The organism is Pelomonas lactea, assembly GCF_043555885.1.
Lineage (GTDB): Bacteria > Pseudomonadota > Gammaproteobacteria > Burkholderiales > Burkholderiaceae_C > Pelomonas > Pelomonas lactea.
Window position 1 is genome coordinate 64,418 of the sequence record NZ_JBIGHX010000005.1, and the last position, 24,743, is coordinate 89,160.

Consider the following 24,743-nt stretch of genomic DNA (forward strand, 5'->3'; position numbering starts at 1 on the left):
TCAGAAGAGGTCCTTGGCGCGCAGCGTGCGCGACTGGCCGGGCTGGAGTCGGAGGTCGATCACGCGCTCCCCCACGCGAACACGGCCGCCGCCGGCGCCGGCGATGGACCGCACGATGGCGCTGGTCACGCGGCCGTTCGCCCAGGCGATGTCGACCTCGAAGCCGCCGCGCGCGCGCAGGCCGCGCACCGAGCCTTGCGGCCAGGCGGCAGGCAGTGCGGGTAGCAGGTCGATGACGCCGTCCTGCGACTGCAGCAGCATCTCCGCGATGGCCGCCGTGGCGCCGAAGTTGCCGTCGATCTGGAACGGCGGGTGCGTGTCGAACAGGTTGGGGTAGGTGCCGCCCTGGTGCACCTCGGCACCCGGCCGCGCGGCGGCGGCGCCGGGCGTGGCGAGCAGCCCGCGCAGCAGGCGGTGGGCGCGGTCACCGTCGTGCAGCCGGGCCCACCAGGCCATCTTCCAGGCCATGGACCAGCCGGTGCTGACGTCGCCCCGCGCGTCCAGCGTCTTGCGCGCGGCGGCGGCCAGCGCGGGCGTGAGCGCCGGCGAAATCTGCCGGCCGGGGAACAGCGCGAACAGGTGGGACACGTGGCGGTGCGTGTCATGCGGCGTGTCCAGCACGGGGTCGGTCAGCTCGTCCAGCCACTCCAGCAACTGGCCCCAGCTGCCGATACGCGGGCTGGCCAGGCGGTCGCGGAGGGACTCGGCGTGCGTCTGCGCGGCCCGCTCGCCCAGCGCCGCCGCGGCCTGCGCCATGTTGTCGAAGTGATCCCACAGGATCTGCTGGTCATACGCCACGCCGTCCTGGATGGGCCCATGCTCGGGCGACCAGCCGTTGGGTGCGACGAGGCGACCCTTCATCGGACCGTCCGGCAAGGCCTTCAGCCGGTCTTCCCAGAACTCGCCCACTTCCTTCAGCACCGGCCAGGCCTGCTCGCGCAGGAAGGCCTTGTCCTGCGTGAACGCGTAGTGCTCCCAGAAGTGGCGCGCGTACCAGGCGTTGCCGGTCATGTTCCACAGGTAGCTCTGTGCGCCGAAGGGGTTGGTCTCGGTGCGCACGGTCCAGCCACGCACGGGGCGGCCGTCCTTCAGGAAGGTCTCGACGGGCGGCTGCACGGAGTTGTCCCACGGCGGCGTCTCGGGCGGCAGCGAGGCGGGGTCTTTCAGTGCCTGCATCGCGCGCTCGGCCACGGGGCGGCGCCATTCGGGGATGAGGCGCTGCACGAAGCGATGCAGCGGCCGCGCGGCGTCGGCGAGGTGGGTCACCTCGGCCGGCCAGTAGTTCATCTGCAGGTTGATGTTGGAGTGGTAGTCGCTGTTCCACGGCGGCTGCAGGTGGTCGTTCCACAGGCCCTGCAGGTTGGCGGGCAACGCGTCACGCGAGCTGCTGGCGAGCAGGTAGCGGCCGTAGTGGAAGTACAGCGCCTCCAGTTCCGGGTCGCCGCCGCTCCGGGTGTAGGCGGCCAGGCGGGCGTCGGTCGTCAGTGCACGGCGGTCGGCGGGGCTGGCGCCCAGGTCCAGCTGCACGCGGCCCAGCAGCGAGGCCACGTCTCGTTCGTGGTCGGCGCGCAGCTGCGGCCAGGGCTTGGCGGCGGCCACCTGCGCCTGCACGCGCGGCAGCGGCGGCAGGCTGTCGGCAAAGCTCGTGCCGGCGCCGAGGAGGATCGTCAGCGCGTTGACACCGCGGAAGGTCAGCGTGTCGCCGTCGATGGCGACCGTGCCGCCGTCGTGCTGCACGCGCAGCTGGCTGGCGTAGGCCAGGCTGTTGGGCAGCGTGCCGGTGGCCGTCAGCGTCTGGCCGGCGGCGCTGAGTGCCGCGCCGTGGCGGTCGGTCAGCGCGATGCGGCCGTTGTAGCGGCCGGGCCGGTCGGCCGTGAGCCGCCACGCGATGACCTGCGCCGGGTGGCTGGCGAGGGCCTCGCGCGTGAAGCGCGTGCCGGCCTGCGTGTAGCGCACGCGGTTCACCGCGCGGGCGATGTCCAGCTCGCGGCGGTAGCCGGTCACGGGGGCGTCGGCGCCGTCCAGCGTCAGCACCGCGTCGCCGAACGGCTGGTAGGCGCCCATCGTCTGGGCGTCGCCGGTCCACAGCGTGATGTCGTTGAACTGCAACCGGTCGCGCGCGACCTGGCCGAACAGCATCGCGCCGAGGCGACCGTTGCCGATGGGCAGCGCCTGCTGCTCCCAGCCCTGTGGTGTGTCGGGTGCCGGCGTGGCATAGCGCAGCACCAGCTCCGCGGCCTGCAGCGGCAGCGCGAGGGCCAGCAGGGCGGTGACGACCAGACGCTTCATGCCTTCGGTTTGCCGATGACGACGCCGCGCCCTTCCGGCGCCAGGTAGACGACGCCGAACTCCAGCGGGTCCGCGGCCAGCGCGTTGAGGCGGCCGTAGCGGTGGGCGTCGTCGTTGATGCGCTGCCAGGTCGCGCCGGTGTCGACGGAGCGGAACAGGCCTTCGACGTCCTGGCCGCCCACCTTCACGCGGCCCCACACGTAGACCGCGTGGTAGGCCGCGCCGGGTGCCGCCTTGCCGACGGCCACGCGCCACGGTTCGACGACGCCGCGCACGCCCTGAGGCTTGCTGTCCACGCCGGGCAGGTGCAGCAGGCCGTCGGGCAGCGCCAGCCAGAGGTCGCGCAGCTGGCCCGGTGCGCAGACGAGTTGTGCGCTCTGCCAGTTCTGCAGCTTGGGCAGGCCGGTGATGCCGGGCTGGAAGCTGGCGCCGCCGTCGGTGCTGGTGAGGATGCGGCCGTTGGCACGGTCGAACACGTGGAACACGCCTTCGACGGTGCGGTCGGCCACGGGCGTGAGCGTCACGTCGCGTTCGGCCGGCCAGCCCTGGCTCGCGGTCCAGGTCTTGCCGCGGTCGCGCGAGCACAGTGCCGGCTGCTTGTCGGGTGCCCACAGGAAGAAGCCCCCCTTGGCCGACACGGCCACCTGGCCGCTGGATGCGGTCCAGCCCTCGGGCGTCTTGGTGTTGCGCGTGGACGGGCCGAACGCGCGCCAGCTGGCGCCGCCGTCGGGCGACCAGTAGCCGCCGTTGGCCGCCGCGTCGGACGTGCGCGCGACGATGCCCGGGTTCAACTCCGCATAGGACACCGAACGGCAGGTTTCGCCGGCTGGCATAAACAAGCCGGTCTTCGGGCCTTGCGCCAGGTCGTCCCACGCGGCGCCGGACACGTCGCCCATGGCCGCCAGCAGCGACGCGCCGCCGGACGGGCTTTCCAGCCCCAGCACGGCGGTCTCTTCCAGGTTGTCGACGGTGAACGCCCAGTTCACCTTGGGAGCGCCGAGGTTGCCGGTCATCCACAGGCCGTAGCCGGTGCCGTAGACGGCGTGGTCGCCGTCGTGCGGGTCGATCTTGAAGTCGGCCAGCCAGTGGCCCTGCTGATGGTGCGTCTTGGCCTGGTAGGCCTGCAGCCACGGGTGCGTGCTCGCGTCGAACGCGGAGCGCGGGCTCAGCGGCGCCCAGCTGGCGCCGAAGTCGTCGGAGACGTAGAGCTCGTCGCCCTGGCTCCAGCGCTCGATGGTGGTGACGACGACGCGGCCGGGGCGCTTGGCGTCGACGTCCAGCCCCGAGTAGCCGAAGGTCTGGCCGCCGCCAGGCCGGACTGGCGTGATGTCGCGCCAGCGGCCGTCCGGCGCGCGGCGCCAGACGCTGCCGGTCTTGGCGTAGCTGGGGTTGACGACCTGGCCGGCGTCGCCGGCGGCGAGGCTGACGTACAGCGAGCCGTCCGGCCCGAGTGCCGCGCGCTGCGGCGCCTGTGCGGGCAGCTCGGCGATGCGCGTGAACGTGGCGCCGTCGTCGGTGGAGACGAACAGGCCGGGCTGGTCGTGGCTGCCGGCATAGACCGTGCGCGGGCCGGCGAACAGCACCAGCGACACGTGCCGGGCCGGGAAGCCGCCGACGCGGCTGAAGCTGCGGCCGCGGTCGGTGCTCTGCAGCAGGCCGTCCTGCGTGGTGCCCAGCAGCAGGCGCTCGGGGCGGCGCGGGTCCACCTGCAGGCGCTCGCCGCTGCCGCGGCCGGGGCCGTTGCCGGCGAGCCTGATGCCCAGCTCGTGCAAGGTCCACGTCGCGCCGCGGTCGGTGGACGCCAGCAGCGCCGCCTTGCGCGCCCACTCGCCGGTGTAGAGGCCGCAGGCGGCGTAGACGCGGTTGGCGTCGGTCGGGTCCACCGCGAGGCTGAGCACGCCCATCAGGTCGGCGTCGGCCTTGGGCAGGTGGTCCAGCAGCGGCAGCCAGCGCCTGGCCGCGGGGTCGAAGCGGTAGGCGCCGCCGATGTCGGTGCGCGCGTACAGCAGGCCGCGCTCGGCGGGGTGGAACACGAAGCCGTCGATGAAGCCGCCAGCGCCGTAGGTGAGGCTGCGCCAGTCGTACGACGGCGCGTTGTCGGCCGCCCAGGCGGGCAGCGCGAGCAGGCCTGCGGCCTGCAGCAGGTGGCGGCGCTGCATCATGGCTGCGCCGGACGGCCCATCTTGACCTTGAGCATCATCGGCTCGGCGGGGAGGTTCAGGCCGTAGTCGACCTGGTCGCCGTTCCACACGCGCTCCATGACCCAGCGGCCCTGTGCGTCGAAGCGGCCCTGCTCGGCGCGCAGCATCATGCCCTTGGTGCCTTCGGCGGGCTCCATGCGCACGCGCACGCGATGGCCGATGACGAGGAACTCGTCGGGCGCGATCTGCGCGATGGCGGCGCCGCCGCCCGGCTCCTCGGTGCCGGCTGCGGGCTTGGCGAACTCGCCGCCCCACGCGGCCTCGCCGAAGCGGCCCAGGCGGTAGGTCAGCTTGGCGCTCCAGCCGGGGAAGTCCAGCTGCTGGGGCTTGCGGTCGTCGCCTTCACCGATGCCCTGGGTCTTGCCGTCGAACGCCCACTGCGCCCACTGGCGCTGGATGGGCGCGAACATGCGGTAGACGCGCTCGAAGGGCTCGACGATGGTCTTGTCGGTGGCCGTCGCGCCCAGCGGGTGGTTGCTGTAGTCGAAGTAGTCGATGCCGAACGGCGACACGCCGATGGCGCCGCGGCCCAGCATCGCGTACAGGAAGCGGCCATAGGCCGGCTTGGTGCCGATCTCGGGCACCCACAGCGCGTTGTCGGCGCGCCCGAACAGGCGCAGATTGGCGTTCACCTGGGCGGATTCGGGGTTGTAGATGTCCGGCGCGACGATGTCGACGGCGGGTGCGGCGGCCTTGTAGATGTCGATGACGTCCCAGGTCGGGCCGCCGCTGGCGAAGTCCTTGTTCCAGGGCTTGGGCGGCTGCTCCAGCGGGTTGCGCAGCGCGTTGTTCACGTACATGGGCAGGTCGTAGACGGCCTTGCCGGCCGCGGCGATCTCGCCGATGTAGCGGGCGATGGCCCAGGCGTGGAAGTACTCGTCGGCGTAGTCGCCGTAGACCTCGCGCCAGGTGCCCGTGGCCGCAGCTTTGGGCTTCTGGCGCGCCAGCACGGCGGCGGGCACCGGCTGCTCGAACGCGGCCTGCGCGGCGGGGCTGAAATCGCGCACCAGGCCGTAGGTGCCCACCTCGTTCTCCACCTGCACCATCAGCACGGTGCGTTCGGTCGAGTCGAGCTTCTTCAGGTGGCCCATCAGCGCGACGAAGGCGCGCTTGTCGGCCTTCAGCGTCTCGGCGCCGAAGGGGCTGAGGCTGTAGTTCGAGCTGCCGTCGCGGTCCCGGTTGAAGGGGAAGCGCTTGGGGTCGAGCTTGACCCACTCGGGCGTGTACTGCGCGCTGGTGTTCTTCCAGGTGCCGAACCACAGGATCACCAGCCGCTTCTTCTGCGCGCGGGCCTGCTTGACGAGGGTGTCGACGAAGCTGAAGTCGAACCGGCCCTCGACGGGCTCGACCTGCTCCCACGCCACCGGCATCAGCACGGTGTTGGCCTTCAGGTCGTTGGCGGCGGCCCAGACGGGCTGGAGCGCGCCGGGGTAATTGCTGGAGTTGTGCGCCTGCGCGCCGAGGATGAGGAAGGGCTTGCCGTCGACCAACAGCGCATGGCGGCCGTTCTGGCTGACGAGGCGGGGCGCTTCGGCCGACAACGCGGGCTGGGCGGCCAGCGAAGCGGCACACGCGAGCAGGGAGATGAGGAGCTTGCGCATGAGGCGATGGGAGGTAGGAGCCAAAAAATAGCCGGCGGCGGCGTGGGCCGCCGCCGGCAAGGCTTGCTGGGCCCGGAGCTTAGTAGCTGTAGCGCATCTGCAGCGTGTAGCGCGGACCGGTGGCGAACCAGGCGCGGCCCTTCATGCCGATGTGCTGCTGCATGAGCTGCTTGTAGGTCGAGTCGGTCAGGTTCTGACCTTCCAGGCCCACCGTGAACTGGTCGGTGATCTTGTAGAACACGCTGGCGTCCACCTGGCCGAAACCGTCGGCCCACGTGGGCAGACCCCAGGCGACGTTGGTCTGGCCCTTCGTGGGGCTGTTGGGGTTGGTGTCCAGGCCATCACCGCCCTGCGTGCCGTTCACGTTGACGTTCTGCAGGTACTTGGAGCGCCAGCTGTACGCCACGCGCGCCGAGAACGGGCCGCGGTCGAACATGAAGGCCAGGTTGAACGCGTTCTTCGACAGGTTCTGCAGCGGCAGGTTGCCGAAGGTGCGGCCATCCACATCGCAGCCGTTGAGGTTCAGGTTGACGTTGGCGGCCGAGTTGCCGCCCGAGCAGTACAGCTGTTGCACCGGCGTCTTCAGCTTGGTGCTGCTGTCCACGTAGGTGTAGTTGGCCTGCATGCCCAGGCCCGACAGCCAGCCCGGCAGGAAGTCGAAGTAGGTCTGGTAGGCCAGCTCGATGCCCTTGGCATGGCCGTCGGCGCCGTTGATGGGCGTGGTGACGGTGAAGTCGTACAGCTTGCCGGCCACATCGGGCAGCTGCTTGATGGACGTCTGGTTCAGGATGACGTCGCTGAGCTTCTTGTAGAACACCGCGCCGGTCAGCGAACTGGACTTGTTGATGTACCACTCGGCCGTCAGGTCCGCCTGCGTGGAGCGGATGGGCTTGAGCATCGGGTTGCCCGAGGCTTCGCCGGTGAAGCTGACGCTGTCGACCGTGGTCACGGTGTTGGGGGCCGTGCCGGTGGTCGTCGACTTGAAGTCCTGCGTGAGCTTGGTGTAGGCCTGCATCTGCGAGAAGTCGGGGCGGGTCATGCCCTTGCCGAGCGCAAAGCGGTATTGCAGGTCGCTGCCGGCCTTCATGCGCAGGTTCAGCGTCGGCAGCACGTTGGTGTAGCTGTTCTCGTAGCTCTTGGCTTCCTCGTAGCTGGGCATGATGGGCACCGGCACCCCCAGCGCTCCCGGAGGCGCCGCCTTGCCGCTGAAGACGGTGTAGCCATGCGCGGTGGACGACGTGTGCACGACGCGCACGCCGACATTGCCGTCGATGGGGTACTTCAGGTCCTCGAAGCCGAAGCGCAGCTGCGCGTAGCCGGCCTGCGTGCGCTCATCCTGGTCGTTGTTGCCGGACGGGTCGACGCCGAAGGTGGCGGGGCTCCACGGCACCGACGACCAGGACTCCTTGCAGATCTGCGCGCCGACGCCGTTCTTGGCCTCGCACTGCGCCAGGCCGTAGCCGTGCAGCTGCTGGTAGCTCTGCGGGAAATTGGCGGCCAGTGCGCGGTCCGGGAAGATCAGCGACGGCACCGAGGCCTTGCCGTTGAAGAAGTTCGGGAAGTTGTAGACGTGCGTGCCGCTGGCGTACTTGGGGTTGCTCAGGCGCGCGACGTCGTCGATGGCCCAGCCCTGCTGCCAGGTCTGCGTGATGGCCGCCCAGTGGTAGCCGGGGCGCGAGTTGACCGACTCCGCGTTGCGCTTGGCCAAGCGCAGGCCGAAGCGCAGGTCCTGCAGCACGGCGTGGTCGAAGTTGAACTTGGCGTCGCCCTTCCACGCGGTCTCGGTCGCCGTGCTCTTGCTCATGTCCTCCATCGTGAAGGCCCAGTAGTTCTTGGCCGGGTCGAGGAGGGCGGCGCGCGACGCGTCGTCGAACACCAGCGTCGGGTAGGTGCCGCGCAGGTCCAGCGTCTCCTTGAGCATCTGCACGCCGGTGGCGACGGTGGAGTCGAAGCTGTCGGTCTTGGCCTTGATGTGCTGCAGGTCGGACTTGAGCGTCCAGCGCTCGCTGGGCTTCCAGGTCACGTTCCAGCCCACGTCGCGCGTGGTGGAGTTGCGGAAGGCGATGCGGGTGTCGGCGCCGAAGTCGATGGGCGAGCCGTCGCTGTTGCTCAGCGTGCCGTAGACCATCGCGCCGTTGGCGTCGAACTGGCCGTCGGCGACCTTGATCTTGTACGGCGAGGACTGCGCAAAGATCGCGTTCTCCGTCCAGTCCATGCGGTACTTGGACTTGAAGTAGGTCAGCGACGATTCCAGCGCCTCGTTCTTCCACTGCAGCGCGGCATAGGTGCCCTTGCGCTTGCGGTCGAACTCCAGCGTGCGCCACTGCGCGCCCTTCGGGATCCACAGCGTCGTGCCGGCGGCCTGGTTGGCGACGGCGTCGGTGCGCGGATAGTAGGGCTCGACCTGGAAGGCGTCGGTGCGGGTGCCGCTTTCCGACGAGGCCAGGCTGATCAGCGCGCCGACGCGGCCGATGGGCGTGTCCCAGCGGTTGGACAGCAGGCCCGAGAACGACGGCGCGCGCGTGCCCTTGAGCTTGGAATAGGTGGTCTGCGCCGACAGCGAGGCCTTGAAGCCGGGGTAGTCGAACGGCAGCGCGGTGCGCAGGTTCACGAGGCCGCCGATGGAGCCTTCGATCTGCTCGGCCGACGGGTTCTTGTAGACGTCCACGGCCGCCATCAGTTCGGGCGGCACGTCCTCGAAGTTCAGCGCGCGGCCGCCGTTGGCGGAGAACGAGTCACGGCCGTTCAGCTCGGAGCGCACGTAGGTGAGGCCGCGGATGGTGACGCCGGAGCCCTCCACCGAGTAGTGCTCGGGGTCGCCCTTGGACATGGTGCGGTCGATGGTCACGCCGACGATGCGCTGCAGCACCTCGGTGACGGAGCGGTCGGGCAGGGCGCCCATGTCTTCCGAGACGATGGAGTCGACGATCTCGTCGGAGTCCTGCTTGATCTTCTGTGCCGACTGCAGCGCGGCGCGCTTGCCCGACACGACGACGGTCTCGACCTTCTGGGTGGGCGCCGGGGCCGGCGCGGTCTGCGCCATCGCCAGGCCGCTGCTGAGCAGCGCGGCCTGGGCGGCGGCGAGGGAAATCAGGGTTCTCTGGGGCTGGTTCACAGTTGTCTCCTCTGGATGTGCTCGTTGGCACGGGGGGCTGGTGTTGCCGGGTACTGCTGCTGGTTCGGCGGGAATGGGTGGGGGTCAACATCGCCCGCGCCGACGGGGGCTGGCTGCGGCTCGGGTGGTCGCCATGTCAGCGGTGTCGGTGGGCGCGGGCTGGGGGTTGGGGCGCAAGCGATCAGCCGCAGAAGCGGTTGACGAGGTTCTCCAGGACCTCCTGGCGGCCCGACACGGGCGCGACGTCCGCGTTCTTCGCGAGCACGTCGTCGGCCAGCTCGGCGAGCGAGCGCTTGCCCGACAGGATGTCCTGGCCGGCGGGCGTGTCCCAGCCGGCATAACGCGCGTCCTGCGCGGCCTGCAGGCGGCCGTCGTTGATCATCTTCTCGGCCACCAGCAGCGCCTGCGCGCAGACGTCCATGCCGCCGATGTGGCCGTGGAACAGGTCGGCCGCGTCGATGCTCTGGCGGCGCACCTTGGCGTCGAAGTTCAGGCCGCCCGAGCCCAGGCCGCCGGCCTTGAGCACGTGGTACAGCGCGATGGCCGTCTCGGGCACGTTGTTGGGGAACTGGTCGGTGTCCCAGCCCAGCTGCGGGTCACCGCGGTTCATGTCCAGGCTGCCGAGGATGCCCAGGGCGCCGGCGGTGGCGATCTCGTGCTCGAAGCTGTGGCCCGACAGCGTCGCGTGGTTGGCCTCGATGTTGACCTTGACTTCCTTCTCCAGCCCGTAGCGCACGAGGAAGCCGTAGACGGTGGCGGTGTCGAAGTCGTACTGGTGCTTGGACGGCTCGCGCGGCTTGGGCTCGATGAGGATGGCGCCCTTGAAACCGATCTTGTGCTTGTGCTCGACGACCATGGTCAGGAAGCGGCCCAGCTGGTCCATCTCCTGGGCGAGGCGCGTGTTCAGCAGCGTCTCGTAGCCCTCGCGGCCGCCCCACAGCACGTAGTTCTCGCCGCCCAGCTTCAGCGTGGCCTCCAGCGCGTCGCGCACCTGCAGCGCGGCCATCTTGAAGATCTCGGGGTCGGGGTTGCTCGCGGCGCCCGACATGAAGCGGCGGTGGCTGAACAGGTTGGCCGTGCCCCACAGCAGCTTCAGGCCTGTGGCCTGCTGCTTCTCGCCCAGCAGGTCGACGATGCGGTGGAAGTTGTCCTGGCTTTCGCGCGGCGTGGCGCCCTCGGGGGCGACGTCGCGGTCGTGGAAGCAGTAGTACGGCACGCCCAGCTTGGCGAAGAACTCGAAGGCCGCGTCGGCCTTGGCGCGCGCCAGTTCCATCGGCGAGCCGCCCTGGAACCAGGGGCGCTCGAAGGTGGCGCCGCCGAACGGGTCCAGGCCGGTCCACACGAAGTTGTGCCAGTAGCAGGCGGCGAAGCGCAGGTGGTCTTCCATGCGCTTGCCCAGCACGAGGCGGTCCTTGTCGTAGTGCTTGAAGGCCAGGTCGTTCGGGCTGTCGGCACCTTCAAAGCGGATGGGCTGGATATGTTCGAAGTAGCTCATGGCAGGGGGGCAGGTCATGCGCCTTTGAGGCGCTGGTACAGGTCACGGAAGCGCGCCAGGCGCGGGGCCAGGCGGGCGTGGCGTGTGGAACTCGGCGCGAAGCGCGCGGAGATGGCGGGGCGGGTGCAGACGTCGGCGACCTGGCCGCCCGTGGCGAGCCAGCCGAGCCGTGCCGCGCCCAGGGCGCCGCCGGCCTCGCTGCCGGCGTGCACGACGATCTCCACGTCCAGCGCATCGGCGATCAGCTGCGCCCAGTACGGGCTGCGCGAACCGCCGCCGACGAGCGACAGCTGGCGCACCTGGGTGCCGGCGGCCCGCAGCGCGGCCAGCCCGTCGGCCAGACCGAAGGCCACGCCTTCGAGCACGGCGTAGGTGCAGTCGGCGCGTGTCGTCCGGCTCTTCAGGCCGTGGAACACGCCGGGCGCGAACGGGTCGTTGTGCGGCGTGCGCTCGCCGGCCAGGTAGGGCAGGAAGATTGGCGCTGCGTCGGTGACTGCGCTGTCATTGCGCGCCAGTTCGGCCAGCAACGTGCTTTCGTGCAGGCCCACCAGGTTGCAGAACCAGCGCAGGCAGCTGGCGGCCGACAGCATGACGCTCATCTGGTGCCAGCGCGCCGGCAGCGCGTGGCAGAAGGCATGGACGGCGGAGGCGGGGTTGGGCCGGTAGCGGTCGTTGACGACGAACAGCACGCCCGACGTGCCGAGCGAGATGAAGCCATTACCGGGCTGCGTGGCGCCGATGCCGATGGCGCTGGCGGCGTTGTCGCCCGCGCCGCCGGCCACGATGACTTCGGCGCCCAGGCCCCAGGCGGCCGCGAGTTCGGGCCGCAGCACGCCGCTGGGCTCGCTGGCCTCCACGAGGCGCGGCATGTGGGCGCGCGTCAGGCCGGTGGCGGCCAGCAGCTCGTCGGACCAGTCGCGGCGCGCCACGTCCAGCCACAGCGTGCCGGCGGCGTCGGACGGGTCGCTGACCTTCTCGCCCGTCAGCTGCAGGCGCAGCCAGTCCTTGGGCAGCAGCACGCTGGCCACGCGGGCGAAGACGTCGGGCTCGTGCCTGCTGACCCACAGCAGCTTGGGCGCCGTGAAGCCGGGCATCGCGAGGTTGCCGGCGATGTCGTGCAGCGCCGGCGCGGCGGCTTCCAGCTCGGCGCACTCGGTGTGGCAGCGGCCGTCGTTCCACAGGATGGCGGGTCGCAGCACGGTGTCATCGCTGCCCAGCAGCACGGCGCCGTGCATCTGGCCCGACAGACCGATGCCGCGCACCTGCGCGAACTCGGCCGGGTGGGCGTTGCGCAGCTGGGCGACGGCGGCTTGCGTGGCCGTCCACCAGTCGGCCGGGTGCTGCTCGGACCACAGCGGCTGCGGGCTCTGCAGCGTGAGCGTGCTGCCCGCGGTGCCGACGATGGCGCCACGGCCGTCGAGCAGCAGCAGCTTGACTTCGGACGTGCCGAGATCGATGCCCAGATACATCAGGCGGTTTCCTCGAGAGTGAGTGCCACGCCGGTGTCGGCCAGCGGCAGCGCCGGGCGCGTGAGCCGGTAGCGCGCCAGCGCGGCGGCGCCCACGGCGACGGCGTTGGCACCGAAGCGCGACGTGCGCACGCTGGGCGGCGGCAGGTTGGCGGCGCTGGCGTAGTCCAGCAGCGTGTCCAGCGCCGGTTGCAGGAAGGGCTCGCCCAGCTCGACCACCGAGCCGCCCAGCACGATGCAGCAGGGGTCGTAGGCGGTGGCGAGGTTCTGCAGCAGCACGCCCAGGTTGCGGCCGGCGGAGTTGACGGCCTTCAGCGTCTCGGCGTCTTCATCCACCAGGTGGGCGCGCACCTCGGCCAGCGAGCGCAGTGCGGTGCCGTCCTGGCTGCCGCCCAGCATCGCGCGGGTGGCGATCAGCGCCTCGGCGCAGCCGCGGCGGCCACAGGAGCAGCGCGGGCCGTTCAGCTGCAGCACCATGTGGCCCACCTCGCCGGCAAAGCCGCGGCTGCCGGTCAGAAGCCGGTCGCCGACGATGACGCCGGCGCCCAGGCCCTGGTTGATGGAGACGTACAGCAGCGGGTCGGACGCGGGCGACGGGTTGAACTCCAGCTCGCCCAACGCGGCGACGTCGGCCTCGTTCTGCAGGAACAGCGGCACGCCGGCCAGCAGCGTGTCCTGCAGCTTCTCGGCCAGCAGCGCGCCGACGGGAATGTCGCGCCAGCCGAGGTTGGGCGCGAAGTTCAGCACCCCGCGCGCCTCGTTGACGCCGCCGGGCAGGCCCACGCCGATGCCGAGGATCTGCTGGCTGGCATCCAGCTGCTTGCGCACCTTCAGCAGCGCCGTGGCCAGCGTGGCGATGCAGGCCTTGGCCGTGCGGCTGGCGCCGTAGCTGGCGACGGCGCAGGCGCGCAGCTCGCCGGTCAGCGACGTGGCGACGACGCGCACGGACTCGATGCCTACCTCGGCACCCAGCAGCAGCAGGCGGGCCGGGTCGATGAACAGCGGCGTGGGGCGGCGGCCCAGGTCGCCGGTGGCGACGACTTCGCTCTCCACCAGCCAGCCCTCGGCCACCAGTTCGCGCACCAGCAGGCTGACGGTGGACTTCGTCAGGCCCACGGCGCCGGCCAGGTCGGCCCGCGACAGGCCCGGGTGGGCACAGAGGTGCCTCACCAGCGCCATGCGGTTGATGACCTTCAGCAACTGCTGACTACCGGCGGCTTCAGCCTGCAACGCTTGTCTCCTTGTTGTGCCCTGGAGTCCAGGTTTTTGGACATATTAGTTCGGCCGTCGCACGAAGTAAATTGGGTGAAAGCCCCTAGCGCGTTCCGCAACGCTGCGCCGAAGATGGCGCCGCGCCAGGCCGCCGAGGCGGTCGGGCCAGCCGTCATCCGCAAGGGTGGCCAAGCGAAGAGGCAGGCCTCGCGCCGCCGATCGGAGACAACCAGGAACCCCTCATGAAGTTCACTGACGGACAGTGGATGCTTCAGCCGGGCGTCGCCGCGCACTACGCGGCCGAGGCCTACGCCGTTGACGTCCACGAAGACCGCCTTGTCGTGCTCGCCACGACGCGCCCCATCAAGCACCGCGGCGACACGCTGCAGGGCCCCACGCTCACCGTGACGCTGAGCTCGCCGCTGCCCGGCGTCATCCGCGTCAGCGTGGCGCACTACACCGCGTCGAGCGCGCCGCGCCTGCACATCCCCATGGTGGGCGCCAGCCATCCCGCCGTGCAGATCGTCGACGGCGAGACCCAGGCCACGCTGACCTCGGGCGCGATCTCGGTCGACGTGAAGAAGGGCGAGGGCTGGGGCCTCACGTTCCGCGAAGGCGAGCGCGTGCTCACCAAGAGCGACTGGCGCGGCCTGGGCTACATCCAGTGGGCCGGCAAGGACGGCATCACGCGCAACCACGTGCACGAGCAGCTGACGCTGGCCGTCGGCGAGAACGTGTACGGCCTGGGTGAGCGCTTCACGCCGTTCGTCAAGAACGGCCAGGTCGTCGAGAACACCAACAAGGACGGCGGCACCGCCTGCGAGCAGGCCTACAAGAACGTGCCGTTCTACCTGACCAGCCGTGGCTACGGCGTGCTCGTCAACGAGGCCGGCCCGGTGTCCTTCGAGGTCGGCTCGGAGAAGGTGGCCCGCGTGCAGTTCAGCCGCGAGGGTGAGAGCCTGGACTACTGCGTCATCGCCGGCCCCACGCCCAAGGATGTCGTGTCCCGGTTGACAGCGCTGACAGGCCGCGCGCCGCTGCCGCCGGCGTGGAGCTTCGGCCTGTGGCTGACGACGTCCTTCACGACGAAGTACGACGAGGCCACGGCCACGCACTTCATCGACGAGATGGCCCGCCGCGAGCTGCCGCTGTCGGTCTTCCACTTCGACTGCTTCTGGATGCGCGAGTTCCAGTGGTGCGACTTCGCCTGGGACCCGCGCGGCTTCCCCGATCCCGAGGCCATGCTGGCGCGCCTGCATGCCAAGGGCCTGAAGATCAGCCTCTGGATCAACCCCTACGTGGCGCAGAAGTCGCCGCTGTTCGCCGAAGGGGTGCGCGAGGGCTACTTCATCAAGCGGACGAACGGCCTGACCTTCCAGACCGACCTGTGGCAGCCCGGCATGGCCATCGTGGACTTCACGAACCCCGCCGCCAAGGCCTGGTACCAGGGCCACCTGCGCCGCCTGCTGGACCAGGGCGCCGACTGTTTCAAGACCGACTTCGGCGAGCGCATCCCGAGCGAGGGCGTGCAGTACTTCGACGGCTCCGATCCTGTCGAGATGCACAACCTCTACGCGCTGCAATACAACGAGGCCGTGTTCGAGCTGCTGCAGGAGCGCCAGGGCCGCGACGCCATCGTCTTCGCCCGCTCCACCTACGCGTCGGGCCAGCGCTTCCCGGTGCACTGGGGTGGTGACTGCTGGAGCACCTTCGAGTCCATGGCCGAGAGCCTGCGCGGCGGCCTGTCGCTCACGAGTTGCGGCTTCGCGTTCTGGAGCCACGACATCGGCGGCTTCGAGGGCAAGCCGCCGCCGGCCGTCTACAAGCGCTGGATCCAGTTCGGCCTGATGTCCTCGCACAGCCGCCTGCACGGCAGCAGCAGCTACCGGGTGCCATGGCTGGTGGACGAGGAGAGCTGCGACGTGCTGCGCGTCTTCACGCGGCTCAAGCACCAGCTCATGCCCTACCTCTACGCCAAGGCGCACGAGGCGACGGAGACGGGCGTGCCGCTGATGCGCGCGATGCTGCTGGAGCATCCGCAGGACCCGGCCTGCACGACGCTGGACCGGCAGTACCAGCTGGGCGAGAGCCTGCTCGTCGCGCCCGTGTTCACCGAGAGCGGCGAGGTGGAGGTGTACCTGCCCGAGGGCACGTGGACGCACCTGCTGTCGGGCGAGAAGAAGGCCGGCGGCCGCTGGTACCGCGAGACGCACGACTTCCTGTCGATGCCGCTCTATGCGGCACCGAACAGCGTCATCCCGTGGGGCGCCGAGACCGACAAGCCCGACTACGACTACGCCCGCGGCACCGTGCTGCGCGTGTTCGAGCTGGCGGATGGCGCCAGTGCGACCTTCACGGTCGTGGGCCTGGACGGCCACGTCGCGGCGCGCGGCACGGTCAGCCGCGCCGGCAGCCAGTACACGGCCCGGGTCACCGACGGCGCGCTGCGCGACTGGGGCCTGGACGTGGACGGCCGGCGCAGCCCGGTGCTGGCCGAAGGTGCCACGCTGAGCTGGGGCGGCTGATGCCCCCGGCCGCCGCCGCCCACCCGGGCCGGCGGCGGCCCGCCCCCGGCACAGGCTCCGATCGCCGGGGTCTGGATAGCGCTGTCAGAATCCCGCTGCCATGAAGCCAACCCGTCTGCCGCGCCACGCGGCTCCCTCCTTCTTCCGGCGCCTTGCGGCCGGCCTGCTGGCCGCGGCCGGCGCGTTCGGCGCGCAGGCCCAGGGCATTGCCGTCAACCAGGTGGGCTACCTGCCCGCCGCCGCCAAATGGGCCGCGCTGCCGGCCGACGCGGCCGACGAGTTCCGCGTCGTGCGCGTGGGCAGTGGCGACGTCGTGCTGCGTGGCCGCCTGGGCCCTGCGCAGACCTGGGCCCCGGCCGGTGCCGCCGTGCGCCTGGCCGACGTCTCCGCGCTGACCGACGTGGGCGAGTACGAGCTGCGCGTGGACGGCCAGCCGGCCTCGCCGCGCATCCGCATCGCGCCCGATGCCTACGCCGCGCTGAACGCCGCCAGCCTGAAGGCCTTCTACTTCAACCGCGCCAGCACCGCGCTGCAGTCGCGCCACGCCGGCCGCTGGGCGCGCGCTGCCGGCCACCCCGACACCGACGTGCTGGTGCACGCATCGGCCGCCAGCGACAAGCGCCCCGAGGGCACGCGCCTGTCGTCGCCCAAGGGCTGGTACGACGCGGGCGACTACAACAAGTACATCGTCAACTCCGGCATCAGCGTCTACACGCTGCTGGCCGCGTGGGAGCAGTTCCCCGAGCTGTTCAAGGCGCAGCAGCTCGACATCCCGGAAAGCGGCAACGACCTGCCCGACGTGCTGGACGAGGTGCTGTGGAACCTCGACTGGATGCTGACGATGCAGGACCCCGCCGATGGCGGCGTCTATCACAAGCTCACCAACCTGGGCTTCGACGGCAGCCAGATGCCGCACGAAGCACGCGCGCCGCGCTACGTCGTCGCCAAGAGCACCGCCGCGGCGCTGGACTTCGCCGCCGTCATGGCCCAGGCCAGCCGAATCTTCAAGCCCTTCGAGGCTCAGCGGCCGGGGTTTTCCGCCCGCCTGCGCGAGGCGGCCATCGCCGCGTGGACATGGGCCCGCGCAAATCCGCAGTTCGCGTTCAAGAACCCGCCCGACGTGCGCACCGGCGAGTACGGTGACGCCCAGCTCGACGACGAATTCGCCTGGGCCGCCGCCGAGCTCTACCTCACGACCGGCAACGCCCACTACCGCGACGTGCTCGCGCTGGAGCGGCAAGCCATCCGCGTGCCCAGCTGGGGCGACGTCGTCGGGCTGGCCTGGATGAGCCTGGCCCAGCACCGCCAGAGCCTCTCGCGCGCCGATGCCGAGCTCGTCACGAAGCGCGTGACCGGCCTCGGCGACGAACTCGCCGCGGCCTGGCAGTCGTCTGCCTACCGGCTGACGATGCAGGGCCCGGCCGATTTCGTCTGGGGCAGCAACGCACACGCGCTGAACCAGGCACTGATGCTGATCCAGGCCTACCGGCTGGACGGCGACCGCCGCAAGCTCGACGCCGCGCAGTCCGTGCTGGACTACGTGCTGGGCCGCAACCCGCTGGGCCAGAGCTACGTGACCGGCTTCGGCGCCAAGCCGCCGCTGCACCCCCACCACCGCCCGTCCGAAGCCGACGGCATCGACGCGCCGGTGCCCGGCTTCCTCGCCGGCGGCCCCAACCCCGGCCAGCAGGACCAGACGAACTGCCCAGCCTATGCCTCCAAGCTGCCGGCCCTGTCCTACCTGGACCACCACTGCAGCTACGCCAGTAACGAGGTAGCCATCAACTGGAACGCGCCGCTCGTGTATGTATCGGCCGCGGTCCAGGCCCTGACGCCCAAGCCCCGCTGAGGGTTGGCGACAAGAACACGGAGACAAACATGACCACCCGCCAACGCCACCTGCTCACCTGGGTGCCCTCGCTCTACCTGGCCATGGGCCTGCCCAACGTGATGGTGGGCGTCGTCGCGGCCATCATCTACAAGAACCTCGGCGTGCCCAACGAGGACATCGCGCTCTACACCTCGCAGCTCTACCTGCCCTGGGTGTTGAAGCCCTTGTGGGCGCCGCTGCTGGAGGCCTACCGCAGCAAGCGCTTCTGGGTCATCAGCATGGAGTTCACGATGGCCGCCGCTTTGGGCCTCATCGCGCTGGTGCTGCCGCTGGCCGACTTCTTCAAGCTGTCGCTGGCCTTCTTCTGGATCGTCGGCTTCGCGTCGGCCACGCAGGACACCTGCGCCGACGGCGTGTTCATGACCACCGCGTCCAAGACCGACCAGGCCCGCTACGCCGGCCTGCAAGGCATGTGCTGGAACATGGGGGCGGTGGTGGCCTCCGGCCTGTTCGTGTCGCTCACCGGCTACCTGCACAACCACTTGGGGCTCCCCTGGGTGCAGTGCTGGACCGTCGTCGTGCTGCTCGCTGCGGGGGCGATGGCCGCGTTCGGCCTGTGGCATGTGCGCGTGCTGCCGCCCGGCGCGCCGCCGACGCGTCATGGCGAAGGCTTCGCGGGAGGCCTCAAGGCCAATGTGACGATCTGGGTCAGCTTCTTCCAGAAGCCGCAGATCTGGATGATGCTGGCCGTCATCTTCTTCTACCGCTTCGGTGAGGGCTTCATCGAGAAGTTCGGCCCATTGTTCCTGCTGGACGCCCGCGCCGCCGGCGGCCTGGCGCTGGACAACGAGACGCTGGGCCACATCAACGGCACCGTCGGCACGCTGACCTTCATCGCCGGCGCCTTCCTGGGCGGTTTCCTGGTGGCCAAGCGCACGCTGCCGCACAGCTTCTTCATCCTGGCCCTGGTGCTCAACATCCCGCACCTGACCTACTACTATCTCGCGCAAACGATGCCGACCGACGCGCTGACCGTCGCCGTCATCGTGTCCATCGAGAAATTCGGCTTCGGCATGGGCTCGGTGGGTCACATGCTCTACATGATGCAGCAGGTGGCACCGGGCCCGTTCCGCATGGCCCACTACGCGATGGCCACCGGCGTCATGGCGCTCACCAAGTGGGGCACGGGCACCGTCAGCGGCCTGCTGTGGAACCACGTCGGCCACAACTATTTGAGCTTCTTCGGCTGGGTGCTGATCTTCTCGATTCCGCCGGTCATCCTGGCCTGGCTGGCGCCGTTCCCGCACGACCACGAAGAGGTGGCCGCGGGCGACGCTGCTGCGCCCGCCGGAGCGCATTGATGAAGCTGCTGCTGACCATGGTGCTTGCCGCTGCCACCACCGCCGCCACGGCTGCCGAGCCTGGCTGCGCCGCTGACGTGCTGGGGACCTCACGCACGCTGACCCTCAAGCGGGAGGGCGCCGCCTGGGGCACCGCGCAGCACGCCGCGCTGCCGGGCCTGGCGCCGGGCGAGGTGGTGCTGACCTTCGACGACGGCCCACGGCCCGAGTCCACGCCGCTGGTGCTCAAGGCGCTGGCCGACCAGTGCGTGAAGGCCACGTTCTTCATGAACGGCGAGCCGATGAGCCGCCACCCCGCGCTGGCACGGCAGGTGCGAGATGCCGGACACACGGTGGGCATGCACGGCTATCGGCATGACAACTTCTCGCAGCTGCCGGCGGAGGACCAGGTGCGTGACCTCAAGGCCATGATCGCCGCCTACGTGGACGCGCTGGGCGTGCAGCCTGCGGCCTATCGCTTCCCTTTCCTAGCCGAGTCGCCGGTGCTGATGGGCGCGCTCTCGAAGCAGGGCATCACCGTGATGTCGGTCGACGCCGGCGCCGAGGACTGGCTTCCAGGCCAGTCGCCGCAGATGCTGGCCGACAAGCTGTTGGGCCAACTGGCCAAGTCGGGCGGCGGCATCGTGCTGCTGCATGACGCGCAGGACCAGACGGCGAAGGCGTTGCCGTTCCTGCTGCAGACGTTGAGGGCCAAGGGCTTCAAGGTGGTGCACCTGCGCTGGGAGTGATGGCGCAGCCCACCGCCAAGCCCGAAAGCCGTCTGGTGCGGCTGTTCGGTATGCCCCCTCTAGCACCGCCGAGCAGCGCAAGGTCTTGAGGGCGCGCGCGAAGCGCGCTTCGACAACTGACTCCGCGCAACTGTTTGAGCAGAGCGTAGCGGCGCGAGTTTTGCGCGGGCCCTCAAGGCCTGAGCAGCGCAGGGAACCCGAAGCGAAGCGGAGGGCGGTGCGGTCGGGGGGAGCTCTTTGCCTACTTTCTGGCGGTCCAGAAAGTAGGTCGCCCGCGGGGGCGAAATCCCCGCACCACAGTGGCCGGAAAGGTGCAGGTCGATGGGCCTCCTCGGCGAGGCAGACGCTTTGGCAACGGCGGGCTGCCGCGTGAGGCCCATGCCGGAAATCGCCCCGGCGGGCGACCTACTTTTTGAGCGACCAAAAAGTAGGCAAAAAGTCGCCCCCGATCCGCCCGGCCCTTTGCTTCGCAGCGGGCTTCCCTGCGGTACTCAAGCCTTGAGGCCTCGCGCAGAACTCGCTTCGCTACGCTGCGCTCAGACAACTGCGCGAAGTCAGGCCTTGAAGCGCGCTGCGCGCGCGGCCTCAAGGCTTTCCGTTCCTCGGCGGGCTCAGAGGGGGAGTGAAGAACAGCCGCTGCCAGCCGGTTTTCGGGTTTGGCTTTGTCGGGGGCCTCCAAGCAGAAAGGGCGAAAGGCCTGTCGGCCTTTCGCCCTCCGTCATGCCGCCAGTGCAGCGCGTGCCGGCGCTGGCGCGTAGTGGCTCAGCTGCATCGTGAACTGCGCGCGCCCCGAGCTGAGCGCGCGCAGCTGGCCGATGTAGCCGAACATCTGCGCCAGCGGCACGTGCGCTGTCACGACGATCGCGTTGCCGCGGGCGTCCTGGCCTTGCACGTGGCCGCGGCGGCGCAGCAGGTCGCCGATGACGTCGCCCAGGTAGTCCTGCGGCGTGATGACCTCGACGGCCATCAGCGGCTCCAGCACCACTGGCGCGGCCTTCAGCACCGCCTCGCGCAACGCCTGCGCCGCCGCCAGCTCGAAGGCCAGCGCCGACGAGTCGCGCACGTGGGCGCTGCCGTCAACCAGCACGGCCTCGAAGTCCACCAGCGGATAGCCCGCGAACGGGCCGGCCTGCGCCGCCTTGCGGATGCCCGCCTCCACCGCCGGAATGAACTCGCGCGGGATGGCTCCGCCCACCACCGTGCTCTCGAAGCGCAAGCCTTCACCGCGCGGCAGCGGCGCCATGCGCAGCGTCAGCTCGGCGAACTGGCCGGGGCCGCCACTCTGCTTCTTGTGCACATGGCGCACCTCGGCCGCGGCCGTGATGGTCTCGCGATAGGCCACCTGCGGGCGGCCCACCGCCACGTCCACGCCGAAGCGGGAACGCAGCTTCTCCACGGCCACTTCCAGCTGCAGCTCGCCCATGCCGGACAGCAGCGTCTGGCCCGAGTCGGCGTCCTGACGCAGCCGCAGCGACGGGTCCTCACGCACGAGCACGCCCAGGCCCTTCGCGAGGGCCGCGGCATCGGCCTGCGCGCGCGGCTCGATGGCGACGTCGATGACGGCCTCGGGCACGACGATGCTTTCCAGCACGGCAGCGTCCTTGGCGGACGCCAGCGTGTGCCCGGTCAGCACGTCCTTGAGCCCAACGACGCCCGCGATGTCGCCCGCGACGAGTTCGTCGCGCTCGACGCGGCGGTCGGCGTGGATCTCGTACAGCCGCGCCACGCGCTCCGCCTTGCCGGTGCTCGCGTTGAAGACCGTGTCGCCGCGCTTCAACCTGCCGCTGTAGACGCGCACGAACACCATCGCGCCGTGGTCGTCGGCGGTCAGCTTGAACGCAAGGGCAGACAGCGGGCCATCGGTCGACGCCGCGCCGGGCGCCTCGCCAGGGGCGGGCAGGTAGGCGACGACGGCATCCAGCAGCGGCTCCACGCCGCGGTTGCGGAAGGCCGAGCCGGCCAGCACGGGCACGAAGGCGCCCGCCAGCGTGCCGCGGCGCAGTGCCGCACGCACGCCGTCCAGTGGCAGTGCGTCGCCGCGCAGCCAGGCATCCAGCAGCGCGCAGTCCTGTTCCGCGGCGGCTTCCAGCAGCAGCGCGCGGGCGGCCTCGGCGGCAGCCTGCAGTTCGGGCGCGATGGCGTCCACACGCGGCGGCGCCTTCGCATCGTCGCGGTCCCAGACGAGGGCCTGCATCGTCAGCAGGTCCACCACGCCGCGGAACTCGGCTTCCGCGCCGATGGGCAGCTGCAGCGGCAGCGCGCGCACGCCCAGGCGTTCGCGCAGAGACGTGATGACGCGCTGGAAGTCCGCACCCGTGCGGTCCAGCTTGTTGACGAAGGCCAGGCGCGGCACGCGGTACTCGTCCGCGAGGCGCCAGTTGGTCTCGGTCTGCGGCTCCACGCCGGCCACGCCGTCGAACACGACGACGGCACCGTCCAGCACGCGCAGCGAGCGGCGCACCTCGAGGTTGAAGTCGATGTGGCCGGGCGTGTCGATCAGGTTGATCTGCGTGCCGTGCCAGTGCACGGTGGTCGCCGCGCTGTGGATGGTGATGCCGCGGGCGCGTTCCTGCGGGTCGAAGTCCATCGCGGTGTTGCCGTCGTTGACGTCGCCGATGCGATGGTTCTCGCCCGTGTAGAACAGGATGCGTTCGGTGGTGGTGGTCTTGCCCGCGTCGACGTGGGCGATGACGCCGATGTTGCGCAGGTTGCGGAAGGTGTTCGAGTTCATGGTGGTTCCTGATTCGGGTGGTTTTGCCAGCCCGGTGGAGGAACCACGGGGCTAGCGCTGGGTCAGGACGCCGAAGCGCGCACGCGACAGGCAGGGCCGAGCCGCGCTCCGGCGCTCGGGAATCGTGGCGATCAGCTTGTCGAAGGTGCGCGTGCGCATGGCTTGAGCTCTGGAAAAACAAAACCCCGGGAGGGACGAGCCTGCCGGGGTTGGGTTTGAACCGGAAGGCTTGGCGCCTTCCGAACACGGTCGAAGGGCGCTCAGGTGTTGAGGCGGGCTTGGGTCGTGTGGTTGATCTTCATGATGGGTGCGATTGTGCCGTGGTTCGGGAGAGGCCTTGGGGCTGTGGGGGCATCTGGCGCCACGGGCGCCGGTTTCAAGAGCGCCGATGTCGCCGCTGGCGGCGGAGCAATCAATCGGTTGAGTGAATGCCGCTTCTCGGTAGCGCGCCCGAGGCGGCCCGCGCGCCGCCCTTCCTAGACTGGGCTGGACCGCTCCGGCATCACAAGGAGTGGCACCGCGGCGGCGCCGGCGAAGGCGGCGCACGCGCCCCACAACGATTGGAGACTTTGCGATGAACCCTCTTCCGCGAGCGCGCCCGGCCGCGCTGAGCCTGGCGGCGGCCGCCTCGACCCTGTTCGCTTCGGCGCCGGCGCTGGCGGCCTTCGGCGTCACCGATGCCGGCGGCGTGCTCACCGTCGACAGCGGTGCGGGGCTGGTGTTCAAGGTCAGCAAGACCAATGGCGACATCACGAGCATGAAGCTCAACGGTGGCGCCGAACTGCTGGGCCAGACCAAGGGCTCGCACATCAGTTCCGGCCTGTCGGCCATGCCCGGTTACAGCGTGTCGGGCAGCACGGCGCTGATCACCATCCCCACGTCCACGCTCACCCACTACCTCGCGGTGCGCAGTGGCGAGAACATCGTCTACATGGCCACCCACATCACGGCCGAGCCGTCGGTGGGGGAGCTGCGCTGGATCACGCGGCTGAACCGCAGCGTCTTCACGGGCGTGCCCACAGAGTCCAACCACACCGGCAACACCGGTGCCATCGAGAGCACCGACGTCGTCGCCATGAGCGACGGCACCACGCGCTCCAAGTACTACGGCAACCAGCGCGCCAAGGACCTGACGCTGCGCGGAGTCACCGGCAGCGGTGTCGGCGTCTTCATGGCCTACGGCAACCGCGAGTCGTCGTCGGGCGGCCCGTTCTTCCGCGACATCCAGTTCAAGACCGACACCGACGTCGAGGTCACGAACTACATGAACTCGGGCCACAACCAGACCGAGGCCTTTCGCATGGGCCTGCACGGGCCCTATGCGATGGTCGTGACGACGGGCGCCACGCCGGCCGTGCCGGACATGGGCTGGATGTCCAGCCTCGGTCTCAACGGCTGGGTCGCCAGCGGCAGCCGCGGCAAGGTGGTGCTGAACGGCCTCACCGGCATGGACACGGCCTTCACGTACACGGTGGGTTTTGCCAACGGCACGGCGCAGTACTGGGGCACGGCCAGCAGCAGCGGTGCGGCCAGCGTCGCCGGCATGAAGCCGGGCAGCTACACGATGACCGTCTACAAGGGCGAGTTGGCGGTCCATTCGGAGCCGGTGACCGTCGGCAGCGGCGGCACGACGACGCTGAACACGCGCGCCATCACGGCCGACCCGTCATCGCAGCCCGTGCTGTGGCGCGTGGGCCAGTGGGACGGCACGCCGCTGGAGTTCCTGAACGGCCAGACGCTCAACGTGCGTCACCCGTCGGACTCGCGCAACCCGTCGTGGGGGCCGGTGACGTATGCCGTGGGCAGTGCGACCAACAAGTTCCCCGGCGCGATCTGGAAGGGCGTGAACGGCGACACCAAGATCACCTTCAACCTGACCAGCGCACAGCTGGCCGCGCGCACGGTGCGTGTCGGCATCTCGGCAGCCTATGCCAATGCACGGCCGCAGATCAGCGTGAACGGCTGGACGAGCAGCGTGCCGGCGGCGTCGACACAGCCCGACTCCCGCTCGCTGACCATCGGCACCTACCGCGGCAACAACACGGTGTTCACGTTCAGCGTGCCGGCCAGCGCCTTCGTGGCCGGTGCCAACACGCTGACGATCAACGTCGCGTCGGGCAGCGGCAGCACGGCCTACCTGAGCCCCGGCTTTGCGGTCGACGCCATCGACCTGTATTGAGAGGGGC

13 protein-coding genes are annotated in these 24,743 nt (G+C 70.2%); 5 read left to right on the plus strand and 8 right to left on the minus strand.

Going from position 1 to position 24,743, the window contains the following annotated elements; genetic code table 11:
* From ACG04Q_RS15400 to ACG04Q_RS15430, 7 genes are all read right to left on the minus strand, one after another.
* Positions 1-2,289: a glycoside hydrolase family 95 protein gene (locus tag ACG04Q_RS15400; protein ID WP_394511796.1), complete on the minus strand. Its 2,289-nt coding sequence runs from the start codon at positions 2,287-2,289 to the stop codon at positions 1-3.
* Positions 2,286-4,451, minus strand: a complete 2,166-nt coding sequence (locus tag ACG04Q_RS15405) for a hypothetical protein (protein WP_394511797.1) — start codon at positions 4,449-4,451, stop codon at positions 2,286-2,288. Before ACG04Q_RS15405 ends, ACG04Q_RS15400 begins: the two co-directional genes overlap by 4 nt.
* The gene (locus ACG04Q_RS15410; protein WP_394511798.1) at positions 4,448-6,091 is read right to left on the minus strand and encodes a DUF5597 domain-containing protein; all 1,644 of its coding nucleotides are present in this window, start codon (positions 6,089-6,091) and stop codon (positions 4,448-4,450) included. The genes ACG04Q_RS15405 and ACG04Q_RS15410 overlap by 4 nt, the downstream gene beginning before the upstream one ends.
* 79 nt (positions 6,092-6,170) lie before the next feature.
* Positions 6,171-9,206: a TonB-dependent receptor gene (locus ACG04Q_RS15415; protein WP_394511799.1), complete on the minus strand. Its 3,036-nt coding sequence runs from the start codon at positions 9,204-9,206 to the stop codon at positions 6,171-6,173.
* Between the two features lie 181 nt (positions 9,207-9,387).
* Entirely contained in the window at positions 9,388-10,701 is a 1,314-nt protein-coding gene (gene xylA, locus ACG04Q_RS15420) for a xylose isomerase (RefSeq protein ID WP_394512155.1), read from the minus strand.
* A gap of 14 nt (positions 10,702-10,715) precedes the next feature.
* Positions 10,716-12,170, minus strand: coding sequence for a xylulokinase (gene xylB / locus ACG04Q_RS15425; RefSeq protein ID WP_394511800.1), 1,455 nt, complete (start codon positions 12,168-12,170; stop codon positions 10,716-10,718).
* Positions 12,170-13,399, minus strand: a complete 1,230-nt coding sequence (locus ACG04Q_RS15430; protein WP_394511802.1) for an ROK family protein — start codon at positions 13,397-13,399, stop codon at positions 12,170-12,172. Before ACG04Q_RS15430 ends, xylB begins: the two co-directional genes overlap by 1 nt.
* A 224-nt stretch (positions 13,400-13,623) precedes the next feature.
* On the opposite strand from ACG04Q_RS15430, the gene yicI reads away from it, so the two are divergent.
* The 4 genes from yicI (at position 13,624) to ACG04Q_RS15450 (ending at position 19,826) form a co-directional block, all read left to right on the plus strand.
* Positions 13,624-15,906, plus strand: coding sequence for an alpha-xylosidase (yicI, locus tag ACG04Q_RS15435; protein ID WP_394511803.1), 2,283 nt, complete (start codon positions 13,624-13,626; stop codon positions 15,904-15,906).
* Between the two features lie 100 nt (positions 15,907-16,006).
* Positions 16,007-17,755, plus strand: a complete 1,749-nt coding sequence (locus ACG04Q_RS15440) for a glycoside hydrolase family 9 protein (protein WP_394511805.1) — start codon at positions 16,007-16,009, stop codon at positions 17,753-17,755.
* A 29-nt stretch (positions 17,756-17,784) separates the two neighbouring features.
* Positions 17,785-19,098 carry an MFS transporter gene (locus ACG04Q_RS15445; protein WP_394511806.1) on the plus strand — a complete coding sequence of 438 codons (1,314 nt, stop codon included), beginning with the start codon at positions 17,785-17,787 and terminating at the stop codon, positions 19,096-19,098.
* Positions 19,098-19,826 (plus strand): polysaccharide deacetylase family protein, encoded by a 729-nt coding sequence (locus ACG04Q_RS15450; RefSeq protein ID WP_394511807.1) that lies wholly within the window; start codon positions 19,098-19,100, stop codon positions 19,824-19,826. Before ACG04Q_RS15445 ends, ACG04Q_RS15450 begins: the two co-directional genes overlap by 1 nt.
* A 718-nt stretch (positions 19,827-20,544) precedes the next feature.
* Here the strand turns inward: ACG04Q_RS15450 and fusA are convergent.
* On the minus strand, positions 20,545-22,557 hold the full coding sequence (fusA, locus tag ACG04Q_RS15455) for an elongation factor G (RefSeq protein ID WP_394511809.1): 2,013 nt from the start codon (positions 22,555-22,557) through the stop codon (positions 20,545-20,547).
* Between the two features lie 574 nt (positions 22,558-23,131).
* Between fusA and ACG04Q_RS15460 the strand changes: the two genes are divergently transcribed.
* Positions 23,132-24,736, plus strand: a complete 1,605-nt coding sequence (locus tag ACG04Q_RS15460) for a rhamnogalacturonan lyase B N-terminal domain-containing protein (protein WP_394511811.1) — start codon at positions 23,132-23,134, stop codon at positions 24,734-24,736.
* Positions 24,737-24,743: the final 7 nt, after the last annotated feature.

Bases quoted from the DNA above. Each gene is read 5' to 3' on its own strand.
- xylA (WP_394512155.1), bottom strand. From the start codon at position 10,701: ATGAGCTACTTCGAACATATCCAGCCCATCCGCTTTGAAGGTGCCGAC.
- ACG04Q_RS15450 (WP_394511807.1), top strand. From the start codon at position 19,098: ATGAAGCTGCTGCTGACCATGGTGCTTGCCGCTGCCACCACCGCCGCC.
- ACG04Q_RS15445 (WP_394511806.1), top strand. From the start codon at position 17,785: ATGACCACCCGCCAACGCCACCTGCTCACCTGGGTGCCCTCGCTCTAC.
- xylB (WP_394511800.1), bottom strand. From the start codon at position 12,170: ATGTATCTGGGCATCGATCTCGGCACGTCCGAAGTCAAGCTGCTGCTG.
- ACG04Q_RS15410 (WP_394511798.1), bottom strand. From the start codon at position 6,091: ATGCGCAAGCTCCTCATCTCCCTGCTCGCGTGTGCCGCTTCGCTGGCC.
- ACG04Q_RS15460 (WP_394511811.1), top strand. From the start codon at position 23,132: ATGAACCCTCTTCCGCGAGCGCGCCCGGCCGCGCTGAGCCTGGCGGCG.
- ACG04Q_RS15400 (WP_394511796.1), bottom strand. From the start codon at position 2,289: ATGAAGCGTCTGGTCGTCACCGCCCTGCTGGCCCTCGCGCTGCCGCTG.
- fusA (WP_394511809.1), bottom strand. From the start codon at position 22,557: ATGAACTCGAACACCTTCCGCAACCTGCGCAACATCGGCGTCATCGCC.
- yicI (WP_394511803.1), top strand. From the start codon at position 13,624: ATGAAGTTCACTGACGGACAGTGGATGCTTCAGCCGGGCGTCGCCGCG.
- ACG04Q_RS15440 (WP_394511805.1), top strand. From the start codon at position 16,007: ATGAAGCCAACCCGTCTGCCGCGCCACGCGGCTCCCTCCTTCTTCCGG.
- ACG04Q_RS15405 (WP_394511797.1), bottom strand. From the start codon at position 4,451: ATGATGCAGCGCCGCCACCTGCTGCAGGCCGCAGGCCTGCTCGCGCTG.